This is a genomic window from Xenorhabdus sp. BG5, assembly GCF_015163665.1.
Lineage (GTDB): Bacteria > Pseudomonadota > Gammaproteobacteria > Enterobacterales > Enterobacteriaceae > Xenorhabdus.
The window spans coordinates 143836-163243 of record NZ_JADEUG010000001.1 but is presented as its reverse complement, the minus strand read 5'-3'; the positions used below and the strand labels follow the sequence as shown (position 1 = coordinate 163243).

Genomic DNA, 19408 nt, shown 5'->3' with positions numbered 1-19408 from the left:
ATAACTATACCGACATTGCCATTTGCAAGAGATTATTCGCAAGAAGCTTCAACCATATACAAACCTGAAGCAGGTTCTTCATCAGAGAGTCGATAGTTGGCATAACACTCTTGTATTTCTTTATATCCCCATTTAACCCATATCCGACCCGATTTAGGTATACCACTGAGATAAACTTGCCCATCATTACTGACAATTGCGCTGTTGGAAGCATCAATATCATGCTGTTTTTCCAGTGTCGCAGTTGCACCAAATGGGATTGCTTTACCTTGATGAGAAAGTATCAGTAAAGCACGATAACCAATACGAGTCTGGAAATTGGCCAGTGTCAATGAGCCTTGGGTTGGAATAATAGTTTGCGTATTGATATCAATATCAACATTGTTACCCATTGAATGCGTATCCAGGGCAATGCGGTTTTTCCGATAACTACTGGCATAAGGCACAATGGCATAGCCTTTCCAGTCAGTTTTGATACCGATATGGTTTTGCACTTTGACTTCTGAAGCACCATTGGCGCGTACTAATACCGATGTATCCCCTAAAGGTTGGGAAAGGGTGATACCATAAGGATGGGCAACAATCCCGCCATTTAAACCATAAGTAAGTTGCCTGGTATATTTGTCATAATTGTAACCAGCGCTGACCTGGCCATATGTTCCTTTATATTCAGCGTTGATATTTCCGCCAACGCTTTGATTACGGCCAGTATAACTTTGCTGAATGCTATAAATCAGATTGTTATCTTCAAAAGCTGTACCATTTAAGCTGACTTGATGAGACGTATCACTGCTTTTGTTGCTGGTCATATTATAGCTTACCCAACTATTTTTCAGCCAACGATCAAAGGGAACCTGCACACTGAACGAAACGATTTGCTCACTGCGATTTGAACCGGGGAAAGCACTGTGAGAATAATTCAAGCTATAATTAAACGAATTATAACTTGTGTTATAACCCGCACTGATATTCCTTTCGTAGCCTTTTTGATGCCAATAATCTTGTTGAAAAGCAGATAAATAAATGGTTCCCCAATCTCCAAGGGGTTGATTAATATGTAATTGCAATTTACTGCGTTTATTACTGCTCTTTCCATCAATTGCAGTATTCAACTCATTCGCTTCTTTAAAAGCGTAGAAATTTTGTGTCGAGTAACGATAACCTGCAAGAGTGAGGTTAGTGCCTGTCTGGGATAGATCTTTGGCATATTGGAAACGATAAGATTGGCCATGATTGTTGGAGTTCGACATTAAATTGGTTTTGGCGTAAGTCACATCAAGGGAGAGGGAACCCCAGTCAGACAGACTATAGCCTGTACCCAAAGCAACAGATTGATAATCTTTTGCCATTGTGGTCCCTCCATAGGCAGTGACATGATTGGAAATACCATAAATCACCGTACCTTGCATGAAATAGGGTGTTTTTCCACGGTGAGAATTAGATTGGTATTTCCCCAAAGTCAGCGAATGTCGCAGGCTATTTTCCCGTAACATAATCGGCACAGTGGAAAAATTTTGCACAGAACGATGTTCTTTCCCATCAGCTTCTTTAACAATAACCTCTATATCTCCGGTTGAAGTTGTTGGATAGAGGTCATTGATAACAAAAGGACCGGGTGAAACGTAGGATTCATAGATAATGTAACCATCTTGTTTGATGGTGACTTGAGCATTGCTCTGGGCAATTCCTCTAATTATTGGTGCAAATCCTTTTAGACTATCGGGCAACATATTGTCATCGGAAGACAATTGCATACCGCGAAACTGAACGCTATCAAATATAAGTGAAGGTGTGTAACTGTCTCCAAATATTAATTGGCTTTTCAATGCATGGATATCTCGTTGCAGATATATATTAATATTCTGCCATTTTTTATTTTGACTACTGTAAGTGGAATAGTTGCGCAAACGCCACGCTTCCCAATTAACGCCCGTTCTAAGGTTGAGAAAATGGTTTTTTGTTGAACCTACTTGATCATCCTGCCAAGTCATCGAGCCACTATAGCTATAGTTGACTAACAGGGACGTTAATCCCTGATCCCACAAATGAGGTGGCACATAGTCTCTTGCCTGACTTTTTAAGGCTGCTTGGGGGATACTAATATCCAGCCGCTGATGTTTGAAATCGAAAGACGTCGATGCAGATGGAATATATCGACCAAGATCAGCAATCTCCGTTTCTGGCGGCAAAGTGAGCAGCGTGGGAGATGACTCAATATTCACCCCCATTTCTCTGAGTTGTTGTATCTTAAGATTGGGGGATAGCTTGTTATTGACGATAATAAAATCGACATTTCCCGTATCTACTTTTTCCCGATTAAGGTAGATATCTACCCAATAACGTCCGGGAGGTTGCTGATCATCTTGTGTAAAGATAGAGAGATCAATATCTTCAAAACCTGAATGGTTTTCCAGTGCATTGATGTTGAAATACTCTTCTGCGTAAGACTTATTGTTATACATCCAAAGAGATGTGGCTAACAATGCACAAAGAGGCACCTTACAATATAGACAATGCAATCTTAGCTTGATAAGTAACGTCCAATTATCGGGACTATTTTGTTGAAGATAATGACGATAGTTATTCATAATAAATTTTTAATTTTGATATACCTACTATCCTACAACTCACGTTTTTCTTCGGGTGTTACGCCACCAAAATCATTAATCGTTTTCCAGGTCACTCGATTGATATTTTTAATAGGAATATCCCAATTCTCTTGTTGAAAAGGTGGAATCATTCCCGCAGATTTAATCTCGTAATTTTCTATATTATTGCCGATGGTCAGATCAGAAAAAGAGATATAGTAGGGCGTTGGGTTTTCTGCAATGAGTTTGTGTCCATCGGTTTTGAACTTCAGAGCCTTATAAGCAATACCGGCATTGCCAGCTAAGTTGGCAGGGCGATAGAATAACTTAAATCGAGATTTAACCGTGATTTGCAATTGATTCTGTTCTGATTTGGTTGTGGCAGGAATAGACTTAATATTGAGCCAGAACAAAGATTCTTTGTCATCAGGTAGTCCATTGCCAATTTTAACAATTCGTAAAATATTCTCATTCTCAGCTGTTAATTTAAAAAGTGGGGGAGTGATAATAAAAGGGGCTTTAGTTTTATCATCCTCGCTTTCAACCCATGATTGAATGAGATAAGAGATGTCAGTTTCTGGATTGTTAATAGAAATAGAGGCTTCTTTCTGGTCACTAATATAGACAACACGTGTGCCGCCAATGACGACCCCAGCAAAAGAGATATTCGTATTGAAAATGCAGATGAGAATAAAAATTAAAATGCGAAAGTATTTCAAAGTGGTCGCTCCAAACAATATTTAGACCAGAGTGATATTGTTTTGGCTTCCCTGCCATAACTTCCTTTGGTTATAGGTAGTTAGTTATAGATAATAGTGAAGTTAGCAACTGCGTCACCCGCACCTGGAGTCACGTTTTTAGCTGTTGCTATGTATTTGGCAACGAATCTCAATTCTTCTGTTTTTCTCTGTGAGGAATACTGGGGGCGTGAATTTTCTGCCAGATTGATCATGGTATTACTGTCATCTTCATAAAGTGCAATTGCGACACCTTGAGCTGGATTCTCTCCGCCATTACCGGCGGTTAACGCTAAAAATCGGCTACTAGCTCTGTCCGACTGGCCGTCAAATTTGACCTGTGCGTGTTGGTAATTTTGTGGGCAGTCGGACAATTTAATACTAAAACGGGTAGGGGATGAAGTACTATAAGCCCCAGCAAATGAATTTGAGCTGATAGTTCCCATATTTACGGTTTGATTAGCCGAATTTGAATCAACTTTACAGGCAGTGGCGGTAATTTTTCCCGTAAATTTAATTTGCCCATCAGCAGCATGGGCCGCGGACATAAATACAGATGAAACAAATAAAGATGAAATAATTAACTTGGTTTTCATTTTTTAATACATCCCACCTCTGAAGAACTTATTCGACAGAGAAACAGATTATTGAGTTAATGTTTGTTCCGTATATGAATACAGCAACGGATCGCTTAGGTTTACTTCTGAAAAATAACAAAGAGTTTTCTCATCAACAGATGAGGTAAAAATATAGTAGCGAGTAATTAACAAAGATCAAAATAATAACTTGACTAATCTCATAATTTGAAGTTTTAAGCTATTGTGTGAAAATTAATAGAATTGTTATGCATAACATAGATTTTTTTCTGAGCATCAATGAATTTTTATTCTGTTTTATAAGATTAATTATTAATTGCAGACATTCTGTAAAAATAAAAATGCTGCAAAACACATAATATATTTAAATTTTACTTTTTTGTTAAAATTTTAACTAAATATTATAAATTTATTATTTGTTTGTAACGTATTTCCTATCTTTTAATTTTTGTATCTGATTATTTTAATAATGTAAGATGTTAAATCTATTTTTAGGCTAAATGATAATGAATTGAATCTGCTTAAAGTTAACTTTTTATTGACAAAGTCTTTATGATAACTACCTGCCATAGTTCAAGTTCTATATATTTGAAGAATATATAGATAAGAAAACAGAATTAATTCTTATGGGTTGATTATAAAATGACCTTCCTTATATTATTTTAGTTACAACATACTGTTAAGAACAAAAAAAACAACCAAACTACAACAAAAAAATACAAGTCCACCAAGAAAAAATGACAGTATCACACAAACCACTTCAAATAAGACCCCACATCGACACAAAAAACCATAACCGTGTGGGGCCTCTGAACGAATTATACGCTTTTTAACTTTGTTGAAATCCAACCCATCTTTATGGATATGGAAAATTTTAAACAAAATATTTTATTAAAGACATGCGGCTAGCAGTATGGGGGACCACCATAATTTAGCTGCACAATTTTTCATGCATTTTGTGTTACCTTCACAAGCGAAAAGAACATTGGGCTTTAGAAGCCCAGTGTTTGCTTCGTGTGCACTCGCAATACCTACGCCGAAATTAGAAAAGATAGCGAAAGTTATTGATAAAGCTAAGACTATTTTTTTCATAATATTATCCTTCTAAAGGAATATAAATTTTCTCTCAAATTGCCTGTTTTTATAAATCGGTAACGGACAATAGGGAGCTTGTCACAAATGTAGTTGAGTTAATGGCTTGTAGAGTAAAGGGTGCTTGTCGCAAATTTTTTTATTAACAGTTTATTGAGTATAAACTGGGATTGTAGCTAAGCTGCGCCTAGCAATTCTATCATCCAAAAATTAAAGCATCAGATCAATACTTTTTTCGGCCATGGTCAGCCCCTATTTTTTTGAACCAGTGTCCATCGAGCAGTAGGGGGGTAAGTTTGTCCTCAATTACCTTGTGCCAAGCCAAAGGTCAACAATGGGATATTAAAAAACCGGCACAAAGGCCGGATTCTTTGGAGTGGTTAATTTTTGAATTTTGAAGATACGCTGTATTGTAGTAAATGATGATTAGTGCATTAATTGCCATGTAGACGGGAACGCTATCAAAAACAAAACCACAATAGCCGATTTTTCTGTAACAGTTAACGGTACTTTTTCCTGATTTTGTCTACGTGCGTACAGAAAAACCAGCAATCCAGGAGCGTATAATACTACCGAAAGTAAGAGGTGCATTAGCCCCGAAGCGTAAAGTAACCATAACCCATAAGTACAAGAACCCAAAGCAATAAAGAGTAAAGCACGGCTACCACGTTGAAAGGAAACTTTCACTAAAAATGCACCGACAAGAAAGTAAGGAACAAGGATCATCTCAGAAGCAATAGAGAGTAATGTGTTGTAATTACTGCCGCTTAACCAAATTAAAATCAAAGAGAGTTGAACAGCGCCATTTGTGATCCAAAGTGATGATTCAGGTGCTTTCTTGCTGTTTTGTTTTTTGAATACTTTAGGGAATGAACCGTGTAAGGAAGCAATAAAGGGGACTTCTGCTGCCATGATTGTCCAGCTTAAGTAAGCACCACAAACAGAGATGATCAAGCCAGCCACAATCACAATTTCACCCGCCGACCCCATTAGCCTGACCATTAAATTTGCCATAGAAGGGTTACGCATAGCTGCTAATTCAGGCCTGGTGACCAATCCTAGTGAAAGCAAGGTAACTAGCACATATACCCCTAGTGCTGAAATAACAGCCAGCATAGTTGCGATACCAATATCCTGGCGTCTTCTGGCTCTGGCTGAAACAACAACTGCACCTTCTACACCGATGAAAACCCATAGTGTAATTAGCATCGTATCTTTAACTTGCTGCCAAACAGGAACCCCCATCTCAACGCCACTGAAATCAAAAGAAAACACATCCATTTTGAACGCGATGACAGCTAAGATAATAAATAGGGTTAATGGTAATAATTTTGCCATTGTCGCCAGCAGGTTAACCCCCGCAGCTGTTTGTACACCGCGCAATACCAGCCAATGCACGAACCAAAGTAAAATAGATTCACCGATTAACGATTGCCAGGTATTGCCATCACCAAAAATTACTGCGTGTTCGGTATCGGTGAAAAAACTTAACGCGGCAAAGACAATAACTAAATAAGAAACATTGGCAATAATGGCGCAGAACCAATATCCCCATGCAGAACAGAATCCAACTAACTCCCCAAAACCTTCTCTTGCATAAGTAAAAATCCCGCTATCCAAATCAGGGCGCAGTCGTGAGAGTAAAAGTAAGGAAGTGGCCAAAAAGAGAATACCAATGCCCGTTATTCCCCAACCAATCATCAATGCAGCAGGACTGCCTGCTTGCGCCATATTTTGCGGCAAACTGAATACGCCGGCACCGACCATTGAACTGAATACCAGTGCGGTCAGAGACGTAAGGCCTAATTTCTTTTCCAAAGATACGTTCCTAAAAAAATATAACCGACACGATTAGCCAGAACATTTGTTCTGAATATCGAACACATATTGGACATTTATTGCATCCATGCGATGGATTGCAGAATGGATTTAGTCGATAAAGCTAAAAACAGGGCGATTCTACGGAGTGAAAGGAATGTATGCAATGGTTTACTATGCAAAAAAATATAAATTTTATGCATAAAATTATGCAGAGGAGTAAGAAAACAAATTACGGATAATTTTTATAATGTGTGTTATTGCCTGAATAAACATGGAGATGACCACAAGATAAACACTTTGGATAATATTAGTTATATATTTTACTCTATTGAAACAAATAACAAACAATTATGTAAATAGTATTAATAAAAAGGAAGGATGAATAGGATAACCAGCAAATCATGCCGCATTATAACGTTATTGAATTGTTAATTTTCAAGGGGTTATTGAAGAAAATAAATCATGAATTACCAAAGAAATACAACAAAAAAAGGCACAAATAATACTTGTGCCTTTTTACAAGAATGGCTGAACTATATGTATGATTATTTGAATAAATCTGCACTGATGGTAACGTTACCACCATTAGACTGCCATTCTCGTGTGATATGGTAATATTTTGCGCCTTTCTCTGCTGCACGCTTAGCAACCTGATAAGAAACTTCAGGAGCGGTAGTGTAATAACCAGAAAAAGTAACGGAATCGAATGGTGCCATCAAAGCGGCGGAGGCTTTATTCAACTCTTGAATTTTTGTACCATCAGGTAAAGTTACAGTGTAACGGCCACCTTTTGATGACTGGGTTTCAAAAAAGCGACCAACTACATTGCTTGTTGACGTTGAAGAAGCAACGCCTGGAATCTCAACTTTCTTGGCTTCCTCTCCGCCTTGAGCCAGAGCCTGGCGTCCTGCCTCAGAATCGGCTGGGATCACCGCTTCACTAGACTGAACCTTACGTTTTGGTGCGTCTTCTTTATAAACATAGGCTGTGACGACTTGGTTTCCGCCATTATTCGGTGCAATATCACGGACGATAAAGAAAGAGGCTGCATCTTTCTTTTTAGCTGCCTTAGCGAGAGCTTCTTTCAGATCAGGATCGGTCGGGAAATAACCATTTACTGTCACAGTATCGAAAGGCTCTAAAGTGATAGCTTCAGCTTTAGGTAACTCTTTGATGCCACGATAGACACGATAGTTAGGTGTTTTATCTGCTTTTTCCGCATCTTTGTGGTACAAATCGGCGACAACACGCAAATTACCTCGACCATTAAGATCATCAAGACTTTGAATATAAAAACTGTCAGCGCCTTTTTTATCGGCCTGACGGGAAACCGCATCCGCAGCTTCATAAATTGCATTAAAACGACCAGTAACTGAGATCCGCTCAAAAGGTTTAAGCTCTGCCGCTTGTTCTGGAGTTAATTCTTTAGCCGCATGTGCAGCGGTCATCGTGGTTAGTGAGAACACCGCAATCGCGATGATCGTTGTCTTCAGCTTCATAAAAAATCCTTTCGCCTTGCGCATTAAAATATTTATAACGTGCTGAACATTGTTATGCATCACATAGAACGCAATTATTACATGTAATAATGCCAATTGTCGCAAGAAATTATGCCTTCTAAAGAAACGATTGCTAGCTTTTAGTATATGACACTAAGAATTTTAATAAATATAGTAAGTTATACGAACTAAATAATTGTTTACATTAAAAGGTCACTTTGTTTTTATGATAATGCGTTGACATTATTTTCATTAAGTTACTATTTGGTATTCTATTGATAGGTTTTGCTGATAGCAGCAATAAAGTCAATCTAATCGTTAAATAAGCATCAACAAGGTAATAATCAGCAATATTTCATTCTTAAAGAAGGAAACATTATGCGTATTGGTGTACCAAAAGAGCGACTTTCCAATGAGGCACGCGTTGCTGCCACACCATCAACCGTGGAGCAATTGCAGAAATTGGGGTTTAACGTCACAGTTGAGACAGGAGCAGGGCAACTTGCGAGTTTTAGTGATATTGCTTACCAAAAAGCAGGCGCTGATATAGCGGAAATCCATCAAGTTTGGCAATCAGATATTATTTTAAAAGTAAACGCCCCTGAAGATGATGAAATTGCCTTAATGAAAGAAGGTGCGGCGCTGATTAGTTTTATTTGGCCAGCGCAAAATCCGGCATTAATGGCAAAATTAGCAGAACGTAAGGTCACTGTTTTTGCTATGGACGCCGTTCCACGAATTTCCCGTGCACAATCTTTAGATGCCCTCAGCTCAATGGCAAATATTGCGGGTTATCGTGCCATTGTTGAATCCGCCCATGAATTTGGCCGTTTTTTCACGGGACAAATTACAGCGGCAGGCAAAATACCACCAGCTAAGGTCATGATTATTGGCGCAGGCGTTGCCGGATTAGCAGCAATTGGTGCAGCCGGTAGCCTTGGTGCGATTGTCCGTGCTTTTGATACACGACCGGAAGTAAAGGAGCAAGTACAAAGCATGGGGGCTGAATTCTTGGAATTCAATTTCAAAGAAGAAGCGGGTAGTGGTGATGGTTATGCAAAAGTGATGTCAGAAGCTTTTATCAAAGCAGAAATGGAATTGTTTGCTGCACAAGCAAAAGAAGTCGATATTATCGTGACAACTGCATTAATTCCGGGGAAACCGGCACCACGGCTTATCACAAAAGAAATGGTTGATTCCATGAAACCGGGTAGCGTGATTGTCGATCTGGCTGCTCAAAATGGCGGCAACTGTGAATACACGCAAGCCAATCAACTGGTTGTGACAGCAAATGGGGTAAAAATTATCGGTTATACAGATTTACCCAGCCGATTGCCGACTCAATCATCACAACTTTATGGATCAAATCTGGTCAATTTGCTGAAACTCCTGTGCAAAGAAAAAAATGGCGAAATCACCATTGATTTTGATGATGTTGTTGTTCGTGGTGTTACTGTCATTAAAGAAGGTGAAATCACCTGGCCAGCTCCACCTATCCAAGTTTCAGCCCAACCAGCAACGACCAAACCGACATCAGTAAAAAAAGAAGAGAAACCAGCAGAAAAGCCTAAATCTCCGTGGCTGAAATATGGAGCACTCGCACTAGCGATAATTTTGTATGGTTGGTTAGCACACATTGCGCCAAAAGAATTTTTATCTCATTTTACGGTTTTTGCCTTGTCCTGTGTGGTCGGTTATTACGTTGTCTGGAATGTCAGTCACTCATTGCATACACCATTAATGTCCGTCACCAACGCGATTTCCGGGATCATTGTGGTTGGCGCCGTACTGCAAATTGGGGAAGGGGGATGGGTAAGTTTCTTCTCATTCATTGCCGTGTTAATTGCCAGCATCAATATTTTCGGTGGCTTTACAGTCACTCAACGTATGCTGAAAATGTTTCGTAAAGGATAGGGGGTAACTTATGTCGAACGGAATAGTTACAGCTGCCTATATTGTTGCCGCCATTTTGTTTATTTTCAGTCTTGCCGGACTTTCCCGTCACGAAAGTTCCAGACGCGGTAACATTTTGGGTATCGTTGGTATGGCAATTGCCCTGATTGCCACGATATTAGGGCCTGATACTGGCAAAATTGGCTGGATTATTTTAGCGATGGTCATCGGTGCGGTTATTGGTATTCGTCTTGCCAAAAAAGTGGAGATGACTGAAATGCCAGAATTGGTGGCTATCCTGCACAGTTTTGTCGGTTTAGCGGCGGTTCTGGTTGGGTTCAATAGTTTTATCACTCATGATAATTTTGCCAGCGCTATTATGGAAAACATTCATCTGACAGAAGTTTTCCTTGGGGTATTTATTGGTGCTGTAACCTTTACTGGCTCAGTTGTCGCATTTGGTAAATTACGTGGAAAAATTTCTTCCAAGCCATTGATGTTGCCACATCGGCACAAACTTAATTTGGCGGCATTGATCGTCTCCTTGCTCTTAATGTTCACCTTTATCAAAACAGAAACGGTTGGCTTACAAGTTTTCACCTTGCTGGTGATGACAGTTATCGCGCTCGCTTTTGGCTGGCATTTAGTGGCCTCGATTGGCGGGGCAGATATGCCAGTCGTTATTTCCATGCTGAACTCATATTCAGGCTGGGCGGCTGCGGCAGCCGGTTTTATGTTAAGTAATGACTTGCTGATCGTCACGGGTGCCTTAGTGGGTTCTTCGGGGGCAATTCTTTCTTATATTATGTGTAAGGCGATGAACCGTTCCTTTATCAGTGTCATCGCGGGTGGTTTCGGTACAGATGGCAGTTCTTCAGGTGATGATCAAGAGCTAGGAGAGTACAGGGAAACAACTGCGGAAGACGTCGCTGAACTGTTGAAAAATTCCACCTCAGTCATCATTACCCCAGGCTACGGTATGGCAGTTGCCCAAGCGCAGTATCCTGTTCATGACATTACCGCCAAATTACGAGAGAAGGGCATAAATGTTCGCTTTGGCATTCACCCTGTTGCTGGACGGTTACCAGGTCATATGAACGTATTACTTGCCGAAGCTAAAGTTCCTTACGATATTGTCTTAGAAATGGATGAAATTAATGACGATTTTGCTGAAACGGATACGGTTTTAGTTATAGGAGCCAATGACACCGTAAACCCAGCTGCTCAGGAAGATCCTTCAAGTCCTATTGCTGGCATGCCGGTTTTAGAAGTCTGGAAAGCACAAAATGTTATCGTATTTAAACGTTCGATGAATACGGGATATGCCGGAGTGCAAAATCCATTATTCTTTAAAGACAATACACAAATGTTGTTTGGTGATGCGAAAGAGAGTGTCGAAGCCATCCTTCGAGCTTTATAACTGAAATGGGATCAGGTTCCAAAGAGCTTCGGATTTATAACCCGAAGCTCTTTTCTTAAAAAAAGGGAGGGAGATAGGTTTTTTGTCTGCTAACATTGATGAGTCCTTTCAAAGATTAAATATCTACTTTTTAAAGTAAAGGGGTGGGAATTTGGATATATGATTGCCTGGTCCTTTTCTTACCGTATCATCGTCATTTACAGTAATATCATTATAATGTTGATAAAAGGTTCTGCGGGGATATCCCTTTTCATATCTGAATGCGTTTTCTGAAAGGTTTCCAGCAGAGTATTTCCCTAAGCCAACTGTTTTTGCTTCCTCAAGCAGGAGAGGGTGAAAACCTTGGTTTAACTCGCTGTTCATGAGACGTTTTCCTTCTAGATTATGGAGAACATGGAGCAGCTCATGAAATACAATACATGCATTTTCTTTTTTCCTCTCGTCCTCCCGCATTTGACTATTTTGTCTAAGATTGCAATAAAAATCAGATCCCGTTCCCAGATAATTGCCAGCGTAACGATCTTTATGTGCTTTAACGCCTGTATCCTGGGTACTGAGATGAATAGATAACTTGAGTTGTTTACTTCTTAATGCTGCGTCGATACGCTGAAGCAATTGACGGCCTGTCAACGATGATTTTATTTCTTCCATTGCCTCATTAAGCCACTTCATTTGTTCACTATTATAGCTAACAAAAGAAACACCTTGATTATTATAAAACCACTTCATCCTGAAGTTTTCTTGATGATGAATTTCATTCTCGTGCGGTTCGTGTGGTTGCAATGATAATTTCAAAACAGTAGGACGTAGCATATGTGTCTCCTTAACTAACCCAATTCTGGGTGGATCGAAATTTTCTTTTATTGTTTGATATTTAAGGTTTTTCATCCAAACGATCAAAAATATTAACTAGAATGTCATAGGTGTGTAACTTTTACTTAGACCCAGTTCAAAAAAATTGGTGTGTCCAAAAAATATTAGCTCTGTTCAGCCATCAAAATCGTTTGGGCATCCAAAGTGCCGGATAAAAAACCAGCACTTTGTCAGTAAGCTGAGAGCGTCGTGTTATAATGCGACGCTTTTTCATGATTTGATGATATTCACTATATGCGATAGACTCATGTGCATAATTTATGCTCATAGATGAGGTGTCAGATGAAAATACAATGCGTCTCAGCCGTAGAACGAAAACGATCCGGTAAACGTGGTACAAATGTTTATCTGACCGCTGAAGTGGTAGATGAAGCCCGTGATTTAGGGATCAACTTATCAGCAACACTAGACAAAATGTTGTCCGATGTTGTTCGTGAGAAAAGAAAACAGCAATGGAAAGTTGACAACAAAGTCGGTATCGGCGCTTTCAATGAATTTGAACGTGATGCAGGGCTATTTACCGATGATGATGAATATGGGGTTATTTGATGACTCAATATGCTATTTACCGCAACAGATCCTCTAAATCGAGGGAGCAATACCCATTCATCATTGACATTCAGAATGACCTATTAGATGACTATGACTCACGAGTAATAATGCCGATTGCTCCAATATCAGATAAAAATTCTCTCGTAAAAACATTAACACCAGTGATTGAGATTAAAGGTAATCGGTATATCGTTATTACAAAATCAGTGACAACGGTAGCGAAGAGCAAGTTAAAAGCTGCGGATATCGTTTGTATTATGCCTGGTATTCACTCCGATATCGTGGCAGCTTTAGATACTATCGTTTCAGGGATTTAGTTGGGTGATGATATCTCATCGGACTAATCGACTAAATCGAAAATGGGGATTTCTAACACTGATATTTGATTATATAATTTATAGTGCAAAACATAAGAATGAGAGTTACCTTTTATTTCTTTTGATTATGTATCTAGTACCTGTAATCAAAGTAGGTAACTCTCTTTTTTAAAATTTAAGCATTAAACTTAATCTGAATTAATACATACGATGAGACGTTTTGGTAAAGTTTTATCTTTTATACCTTATTTAATTACTACTTCTATAATGTCCGGCCCATTTCCCATTATCACAAGAATAAATTGGCCCATGGAAATACCATTTTTTCCCGTATTTTTCAAATGAGTTAGCAAAATCCCTATAAGGATTAACAACCCACATACTATTCCCAATAGGATTCTGATCTTGAATCCACGTCCCCTCACAATAATACGATCTTCCTTCTGCCGATGCAGTCCCTATCCCTCCGATTAATGCTGCTGCCAACGCCCCAACCGCCAATAATTTCTTAAACATAAACATTCTCCTGTAATATTTTAGAATTTGCTGTTTAAATATATTGCTTATAAAGTCTTATTTTATAATGCACACTAAATCTAAATCACCCCCTAACGACATTGCAATTTCAAAATTTAAAAGCTGGTTATATTTTTATATTCTGGATTGGAAATATAATCTCCATTATCATCATTTGTAATCAATAATTAATTAACTATTATTTTCACAAAGAAAATAAATTATTGGAAATTGCAATATAATGCATAATAACAATATTGATTTAATGCAATCTAATTATCCACTTATTAATTAAGTTGGAAATATTTGATAAAGATAGATATTAAAAAAAGGGGATATTATAAAAACAATGGATACTATAAATTCGATTCATCCCACAATACCGATATCACCTGTTATCAATATGCAGCAGTTAACCCGTGTTTATCAACAGGGTGGAGAGAACCCAATACCCGTTCTAAAAAATATAACGGCACAAATTTATGCCGGTCAGAGTTGCGCTATTGTCGGAACATCGGGTTCAGGTAAAAGTACTTTGTTGAATATCCTTGGTTTGCTGGATAAACCCACCGCCGGTGAGTATTTTCTTTGCGGTGTTGATATGTCAACAGCAGATACTGACCTCAGAGCCAGAATGCGCAATAAAGAAATTGGTTTTGTTTTTCAAAGCTTTCATTTATTAGCCGGAATAACAGCCACAGAGAACGTCGCTTTGCCACTTCTTTACCGCGGTATTCCTGCCTCACAAGCTCATAAAATTGCCAAAGAAAAACTGCATTTGGTTGGTCTCTCACATCGTGCTACTCACTATCCGGCAGACTTATCTGGCGGGCAGCGACAACGCGTTGCACTCGCCAGAGCATTGGCCGGAGAACCCTCATTATTGCTGGCTGATGAACCTACCGGCAATCTGGATCGCCAAACCGCAGAAGAAATTTTATTGCTACTTTCTTCTCTTCATACAGATAAGGCGATGACGTTAGTCGTAATAACCCATGATGCTATGGTTGCGAACCACATGCAACGTGAATTACGCATCATTGACGGTCAGTTGCATGAAACCAGAGGGATGACAATACATGCATGATAGCAACTATGGCATGTCGATATTAATGATCTGGAGAGAAGCCTGGCGTAACTTAATGGCAACGGGGAGAAGCACTCTGCTGGCTTTATCGGGTATTGCTATTGGTTGCGCTTCTGTTGTGGCATTTGTGAATACCGGACATAACGCGACACTGGCTGCGTTGAAAATGTTCAGCGGGCTGGATATCAATGTCATTACAGCAGATCTGAACTCCTATAATCATGGGATTGGTAGTGAGTCAGTTACAATGGCCGATCTGACAACCGCGATTCCGGGGCTATCTTCCGCAGCCCCTTGGATTTATTATCCTTCGCCCGGTCGCTATAACGGAAAAACAGAAACCTTTACCATGATAGGCTCCTCTGCGGAACTTGAAGAGGTCATGCAATTGCGACTTCGTTATGGCCGATTTATCACAGATTATGATCAACACTCTCCTTATGTGGTCATTGGCAATGAAGTCGCTGTTACTCTGGGTGAAGGGGACGCATCCCGTATACTTGGCAAACAGATTCAGCTTGGCAACTATTTATATACCGTCATTGGTATTTTCGCTATAAAAGGGCAAAACCCTATCTTTCCTTTTTCGCTGGATTCGGTGGTGATTGCGCCCATCAATGCTATGCGTAAAATTTCACCCAATACCGATTTGAACGGCATCATCGCTCGCACGATAACGACCGCAACCACAGAAAGTGATGCGAAGGATTTATTGATGTTGCTCAAGCGCAAGTTTCCGACGGTTGATATTAATGTTCGGGTAGCCCAACAACTACTAAAAGGGCAGACAGAACAAAGTAAAACCTTTTCTTTTATGTTGATCGGGCTGGCGGGTATTTCGCTGCTCACCGGCGGTATTGCCATTTCCAATGTGATGCTGATGAACGTTTCCGCCCGACGAAAAGAGATCGGGTTACGTATGGCTTTAGGTGCAAGAACTCAGGATATCCGGCGACTTTTTTTGTATGAAGCAGCAGCCTTGACTTTAGCCGGCGCAATTCTTGGGACACTGACAGGTGTTATCGTCGCCTTTCTTTTTGTCCTTTATTCTGGCTGGTCATTTTCTTTAGCCCCTTTATCTATTCCTTTAGGCATAGGTAGTTCAATCATGGCGGGACTTATCTCCGGTTTTTATCCCGCACATAAAGCCTCTCAAATGGAACCCGTACAGGCATTACGTGATGATTAAAAAATATTTTCTTTATGGCGCTCTGACCTTGTTTTTCCTTTTTCCTCAAACAGTGCTCTCTGTATCTGAACAGGAACGAGAACCTGATTACAGTCTGCATCAGAAAGCCTCAGAAGAGGCTATAGGCTTATCGTTGAGTGATGCAATATCACTTGGTTTAAGAAATAACTACGCAATACGTAGTGTTTATCTGGATCGTATCGCCCAAAAATTTGATTTACGGGTAGCAGAAGATCGATTTACACCAAAGCTACAGCTAAGTGGACGTTACATTGCGGGTAAAAATCAGGATGCAAATTTCAGGAAAACTAACCTTTCTCCGAATGCCACACTGCTTACTCCGTTGGGAACGAGTTTCATTCTTTCCTGGACCCGTGAAAACACGAGATCTGGGATTAACAATTTTCATAATGATGGCGCAAGTATTACTGTAGTACAGCCTCTCTTACGAGGAGCAGGAACCGATGTTAATAATGCTCCGATCTTATTGGCTAAACTCCAGGAGCAAACCAATAGGTTGAATTTAAAAGCGACTATTTCCGATTCCATCACGCAAATTATTCTTGCATACCATGCATTACTCCGTACTCAGGAGCAACAATCATTATCTGTCGCTTCCCTTAAGCGGATGCGGAAATTAGTCGAGATTAACAAGGAGTTGATTGATGCGGGCAGAATGGCCCAGACAGATATCATACAAACACAGGCTGATTTAGCGATGCAGGAACTTTCGGCAAAAGAGGCGGAAAATAATGTGCATTCCACCAGGCTGGCATTACTCAAGTTACTTGCCCTAAACCATAAAACTCCCATCTATGCGACAGATACGCTAAAAGGAACGCATGTTAATCTGAATATTGAACAATCAATTGCCAAGGCACAGGCCCAGCAACCTGATTACCTTATTCAATTACTTTCTGCAAAAACAGCCGATATTCAATTATTGCAGGCCCGAAATGACCGACTCTGGGATTTATCACTGGTTGGTGGCGCATCTCAAAATCGTTCATCTTCTTCTGAAACCCGAAACTGGGAAAATTTTGTGGGTATACGATTGGATATTCCAATCGGAGATATGACTCAGAAACAAGCAGAAGTTCAGGCGAAAGTCAATGTTCAGAAGCAAGCCTTACACTTGGAAGAGGCAAAAACGAATCTGGAACAAAAGATAATCAATGCCATCCGCGATACAGAATCACGCTGGCAGGAATATCAATTAGCGATAAAAGCCAGTTCACTTTCTCAAAAGAAACTCGACATTGAACAGGAAAAATTACAGGCTGGCTTATCCAGCAACTTTCAGGTTCTGAGTTTTGAAACTGACCTAAGAAATGCTGAAAATGCGCGCCTGAACACACTTATTCAGTATCTCAATGCTCAGGCTGAACTGGATCAAATTCTTGGTACTACACTGGAAAGCTGGGAGATAACACTCAATGATTAAACGTTATCGATGGGCCATCGCTAGCATATTTATTGTGGCCGCTTGTTTTTTAGTCTTTTTATCCTTAAAGCAATCACCAGCTCAGGAGTCAGTACAATGGATTGAAGTAAAACAAGCTGTTATAGAAAAACAACTTGGCTTGGTCGGCCATCTACAATCTGCACGTCTTGAAACTATACCTGCTCCATTTGATGCGATTATCAAACAAGTTTCGGCCAAAGAAGGGCAGTGGGTGAAAGCTGGCCAAACATTGGTGACGCTTGATACCCGAAAGATTGATATTGATCTTCGGCAAGCGCAAGTTGAGATGATCAAAGCCTCATCAGTCGTTGACCAATTGCATGACTGGGAAAACAGCCAGGAAGTTATCCGCGCCAGAAGAAACGTTGAAAGCGCCAACCACATGGTTATGGAGCTGAAAAACAATCTTGCCAAAACTCAGGCTCTGTTTTCACGGGGTATCGTGCCAAAAATGGAAGTGGAAAACCTCCAGCAGCAACTTCGCCGACAATTAATGGAACTTGCTTCAGTACAGGACGATCTTGCATCCATTCGACAAAAAGGAAGCATGAATAACGTGCGCGTTGCAGAAATGGAGCTTCAGAATGCAACAAGCCGTTATCAGGCGCTACAAGAACAATACTTGCATAAAGAAATTAAAGCGCCATTTTCGGGTGTCGTACTTAGGGCAACACAGGGAGAAAGTAAGAAGCTCTTAACGATTCAGACAGGCGTGAGAGTGACCGAAGGAATGCCATTACTGGAAATTATGGACACAACCCAATATCAGGTATTGGCGCAAGTAGAAGAAACCGATCTCGCCAAACTTAAAGAAGGGCAGGCAGTAAAAATCAGTGGTGAAGGGTTTTCTGACCACCCTCTGGATGGAGAAATTGAAACCATTGCGATGCAAAGCGTGAGTACGGATAAACCAGGATCAGCAATTTATTATGATATTGTGATTAAAGTGATTTCATCTATGAATCAAAGTCATCCCATCAGACCTGGAATGAGTGCCAAAGTCAATATTGTTATTTATCGCAATGAACAAGGAATTGTTGTACCAGAAGCAGCGCTAACTCGCGCTAGCAATGGACAATTAACAATAAATTGGCGCCCGAATTTAAAACATCAGGCTGTAGTAACTCGTCAGGTAACTGTTGGTGAGGCTATGCCGGAAGGTATAGAAGTCCATGGGCTGGAAGAGGGATTTATCGCTCTGCCGCGTTAAAAATAATCACTCAGATTTTGGGATCATTCGGTTACGGATATCGCGTCTAAACACTTCAATTGTCCACATCCAAACAATATGGCCAATGATCTCAGAGAAAATCTCATCGAAAGGCAATTGCCAGAAAGGAGACGATCATCCACTTATAGGCAACACCATGCCGTGGAAAACAACGGTATGCAGTTGTTTAGACGGCTATATTACAACCACAACATCGTTGTACCTCAACAAAATAATTTACAGCGCAATTTTTAACCTTTTGTAATTAATTTTCATTAAATTCAGCATGTTACTATTAATAAGATTTAGCGTTCTTTCTTCAAAATACCTCTACTTATTAAAATAGACATTTGAAAAAGTAAGATTTATTGCATAAGATGGGCTGGGTAATCAGCCGTAATTTTTACGGAGTGCAACCAATAACCCCTCTCCAAATTGAACAAAAATAAGCCATAAGGAAAATGGGAATGCCTGTTCCGTTCAACCACGAAAATAGCAATGATGAAAAATCACTGATTGCGCCGAACGATTCTCAACAAGAACCGGGGATGCT

At 39.9% G+C, this 19408-nt stretch carries 15 protein-coding genes; 8 read left to right on the top strand and 7 right to left on the bottom strand.

Annotated elements, in window-relative coordinates:
* Positions 1–32: 32 nt before the first annotated feature.
* The 5 genes from IQ209_RS00710 to ydgH form a co-directional block, all read right to left on the bottom strand.
* Positions 33–2483: a fimbria/pilus outer membrane usher protein gene (locus IQ209_RS00710; protein WP_228005636.1), complete on the bottom strand. Its 2451-nt coding sequence runs from the start codon at positions 2481–2483 to the stop codon at positions 33–35.
* Between the two features lie 137 nt (positions 2484–2620).
* Positions 2621–3307, bottom strand: coding sequence for a molecular chaperone (locus IQ209_RS00705; RefSeq protein WP_193848072.1), 687 nt, complete (start codon positions 3305–3307; stop codon positions 2621–2623).
* Between the two features lie 80 nt (positions 3308–3387).
* Positions 3388–3921, bottom strand: a complete 534-nt coding sequence (locus IQ209_RS00700; protein WP_193848070.1) for a fimbrial protein — start codon at positions 3919–3921, stop codon at positions 3388–3390.
* Between the two features lie 1518 nt (positions 3922–5439).
* Positions 5440–6831, bottom strand: a complete 1392-nt coding sequence (locus IQ209_RS00695; protein WP_193848068.1) for a basic amino acid/polyamine antiporter — start codon at positions 6829–6831, stop codon at positions 5440–5442.
* 548 nt (positions 6832–7379) lie between these two features.
* Positions 7380–8333 carry a DUF1471 family protein YdgH gene (ydgH, locus tag IQ209_RS00690; RefSeq protein ID WP_193848066.1) on the bottom strand — a complete coding sequence of 318 codons (954 nt, stop codon included), beginning with the start codon at positions 8331–8333 and terminating at the stop codon, positions 7380–7382.
* A 378-nt stretch (positions 8334–8711) separates the two neighbouring features.
* On the opposite strand from ydgH, the gene pntA reads away from it, so the two are divergent.
* A complete protein-coding gene (gene pntA, locus IQ209_RS00685) occupies positions 8712–10247 on the top strand; it encodes a Re/Si-specific NAD(P)(+) transhydrogenase subunit alpha (RefSeq protein ID WP_193848064.1) in 1536 nt (511 codons plus the stop codon).
* Between the two features lie 10 nt (positions 10248–10257).
* On the top strand, positions 10258–11646 hold the full coding sequence (pntB, locus tag IQ209_RS00680; RefSeq protein WP_193848061.1) for a Re/Si-specific NAD(P)(+) transhydrogenase subunit beta: 1389 nt from the start codon (positions 10258–10260) through the stop codon (positions 11644–11646).
* A gap of 123 nt (positions 11647–11769) precedes the next feature.
* Here pntB and IQ209_RS00675 read toward each other — a convergent pair whose 3' ends face one another.
* On the bottom strand, positions 11770–12459 hold the full coding sequence (locus tag IQ209_RS00675) for a M91 family zinc metallopeptidase (RefSeq protein ID WP_193848059.1): 690 nt from the start codon (positions 12457–12459) through the stop codon (positions 11770–11772).
* Positions 12460–12801: 342 nt separating this feature from the next.
* On the opposite strand from IQ209_RS00675, the gene IQ209_RS00670 reads away from it, so the two are divergent.
* A complete protein-coding gene (locus tag IQ209_RS00670; protein WP_193848057.1) occupies positions 12802–13068 on the top strand; it encodes a type II toxin-antitoxin system CcdA family antitoxin in 267 nt (88 codons plus the stop codon).
* On the top strand, positions 13068–13388 hold the full coding sequence (locus IQ209_RS00665; RefSeq protein WP_193848055.1) for a CcdB family protein: 321 nt from the start codon (positions 13068–13070) through the stop codon (positions 13386–13388). The genes IQ209_RS00670 and IQ209_RS00665 overlap by 1 nt, the downstream gene beginning before the upstream one ends.
* A gap of 249 nt (positions 13389–13637) precedes the next feature.
* Here the strand turns inward: IQ209_RS00665 and IQ209_RS00660 are convergent, their stop codons facing one another.
* Positions 13638–13904 (bottom strand): LCI fold-containing protein, encoded by a 267-nt coding sequence (locus IQ209_RS00660; protein ID WP_193848053.1) that lies wholly within the window; start codon positions 13902–13904, stop codon positions 13638–13640.
* Positions 13905–14253: 349 nt separating this feature from the next.
* Between IQ209_RS00660 and IQ209_RS00655 the strand changes: the two genes are divergently transcribed.
* From IQ209_RS00655 to IQ209_RS00640, 4 genes are read left to right on the top strand one after another with little or no spacing between them, the layout of a single operon-like run.
* Positions 14254–14991 carry an ABC transporter ATP-binding protein gene (locus IQ209_RS00655; RefSeq protein WP_193848051.1) on the top strand — a complete coding sequence of 246 codons (738 nt, stop codon included), beginning with the start codon at positions 14254–14256 and terminating at the stop codon, positions 14989–14991.
* Positions 14984–16180, top strand: a complete 1197-nt coding sequence (locus tag IQ209_RS00650; RefSeq protein WP_193848049.1) for an ABC transporter permease — start codon at positions 14984–14986, stop codon at positions 16178–16180. Before IQ209_RS00655 ends, IQ209_RS00650 begins: the two co-directional genes overlap by 8 nt.
* A complete protein-coding gene (locus tag IQ209_RS00645) occupies positions 16173–17624 on the top strand; it encodes a TolC family protein (RefSeq protein WP_193848047.1) in 1452 nt (483 codons plus the stop codon). The genes IQ209_RS00650 and IQ209_RS00645 overlap by 8 nt, the downstream gene beginning before the upstream one ends.
* On the top strand, positions 17617–18855 hold the full coding sequence (locus IQ209_RS00640; RefSeq protein ID WP_193848045.1) for an HlyD family secretion protein: 1239 nt from the start codon (positions 17617–17619) through the stop codon (positions 18853–18855). Before IQ209_RS00645 ends, IQ209_RS00640 begins: the two co-directional genes overlap by 8 nt.
* Positions 18856–19408 lie beyond the last annotated feature (553 nt).

What these genes read in the sequence shown, in the direction of transcription:
- IQ209_RS00665 (WP_193848055.1), top strand. Translation starts at nt 13,068, where the DNA reads ATGACTCAATATGCTATTTACCGCAACAGATCCTCTAAATCGAGGGAG.
- IQ209_RS00700 (WP_193848070.1), bottom strand. Translation starts at nt 3,921, where the DNA reads ATGAAAACCAAGTTAATTATTTCATCTTTATTTGTTTCATCTGTATTT.
- pntB (WP_193848061.1), top strand. Translation starts at nt 10,258, where the DNA reads ATGTCGAACGGAATAGTTACAGCTGCCTATATTGTTGCCGCCATTTTG.
- IQ209_RS00660 (WP_193848053.1), bottom strand. Translation starts at nt 13,904, where the DNA reads ATGTTTAAGAAATTATTGGCGGTTGGGGCGTTGGCAGCAGCATTAATC.
- IQ209_RS00640 (WP_193848045.1), top strand. Translation starts at nt 17,617, where the DNA reads ATGATTAAACGTTATCGATGGGCCATCGCTAGCATATTTATTGTGGCC.
- IQ209_RS00675 (WP_193848059.1), bottom strand. Translation starts at nt 12,459, where the DNA reads ATGCTACGTCCTACTGTTTTGAAATTATCATTGCAACCACACGAACCG.
- IQ209_RS00645 (WP_193848047.1), top strand. Translation starts at nt 16,173, where the DNA reads ATGATTAAAAAATATTTTCTTTATGGCGCTCTGACCTTGTTTTTCCTT.
- ydgH (WP_193848066.1), bottom strand. Translation starts at nt 8,333, where the DNA reads ATGAAGCTGAAGACAACGATCATCGCGATTGCGGTGTTCTCACTAACC.
- IQ209_RS00670 (WP_193848057.1), top strand. Translation starts at nt 12,802, where the DNA reads ATGAAAATACAATGCGTCTCAGCCGTAGAACGAAAACGATCCGGTAAA.
- pntA (WP_193848064.1), top strand. Translation starts at nt 8,712, where the DNA reads ATGCGTATTGGTGTACCAAAAGAGCGACTTTCCAATGAGGCACGCGTT.
- IQ209_RS00650 (WP_193848049.1), top strand. Translation starts at nt 14,984, where the DNA reads ATGCATGATAGCAACTATGGCATGTCGATATTAATGATCTGGAGAGAA.
- IQ209_RS00655 (WP_193848051.1), top strand. Translation starts at nt 14,254, where the DNA reads ATGGATACTATAAATTCGATTCATCCCACAATACCGATATCACCTGTT.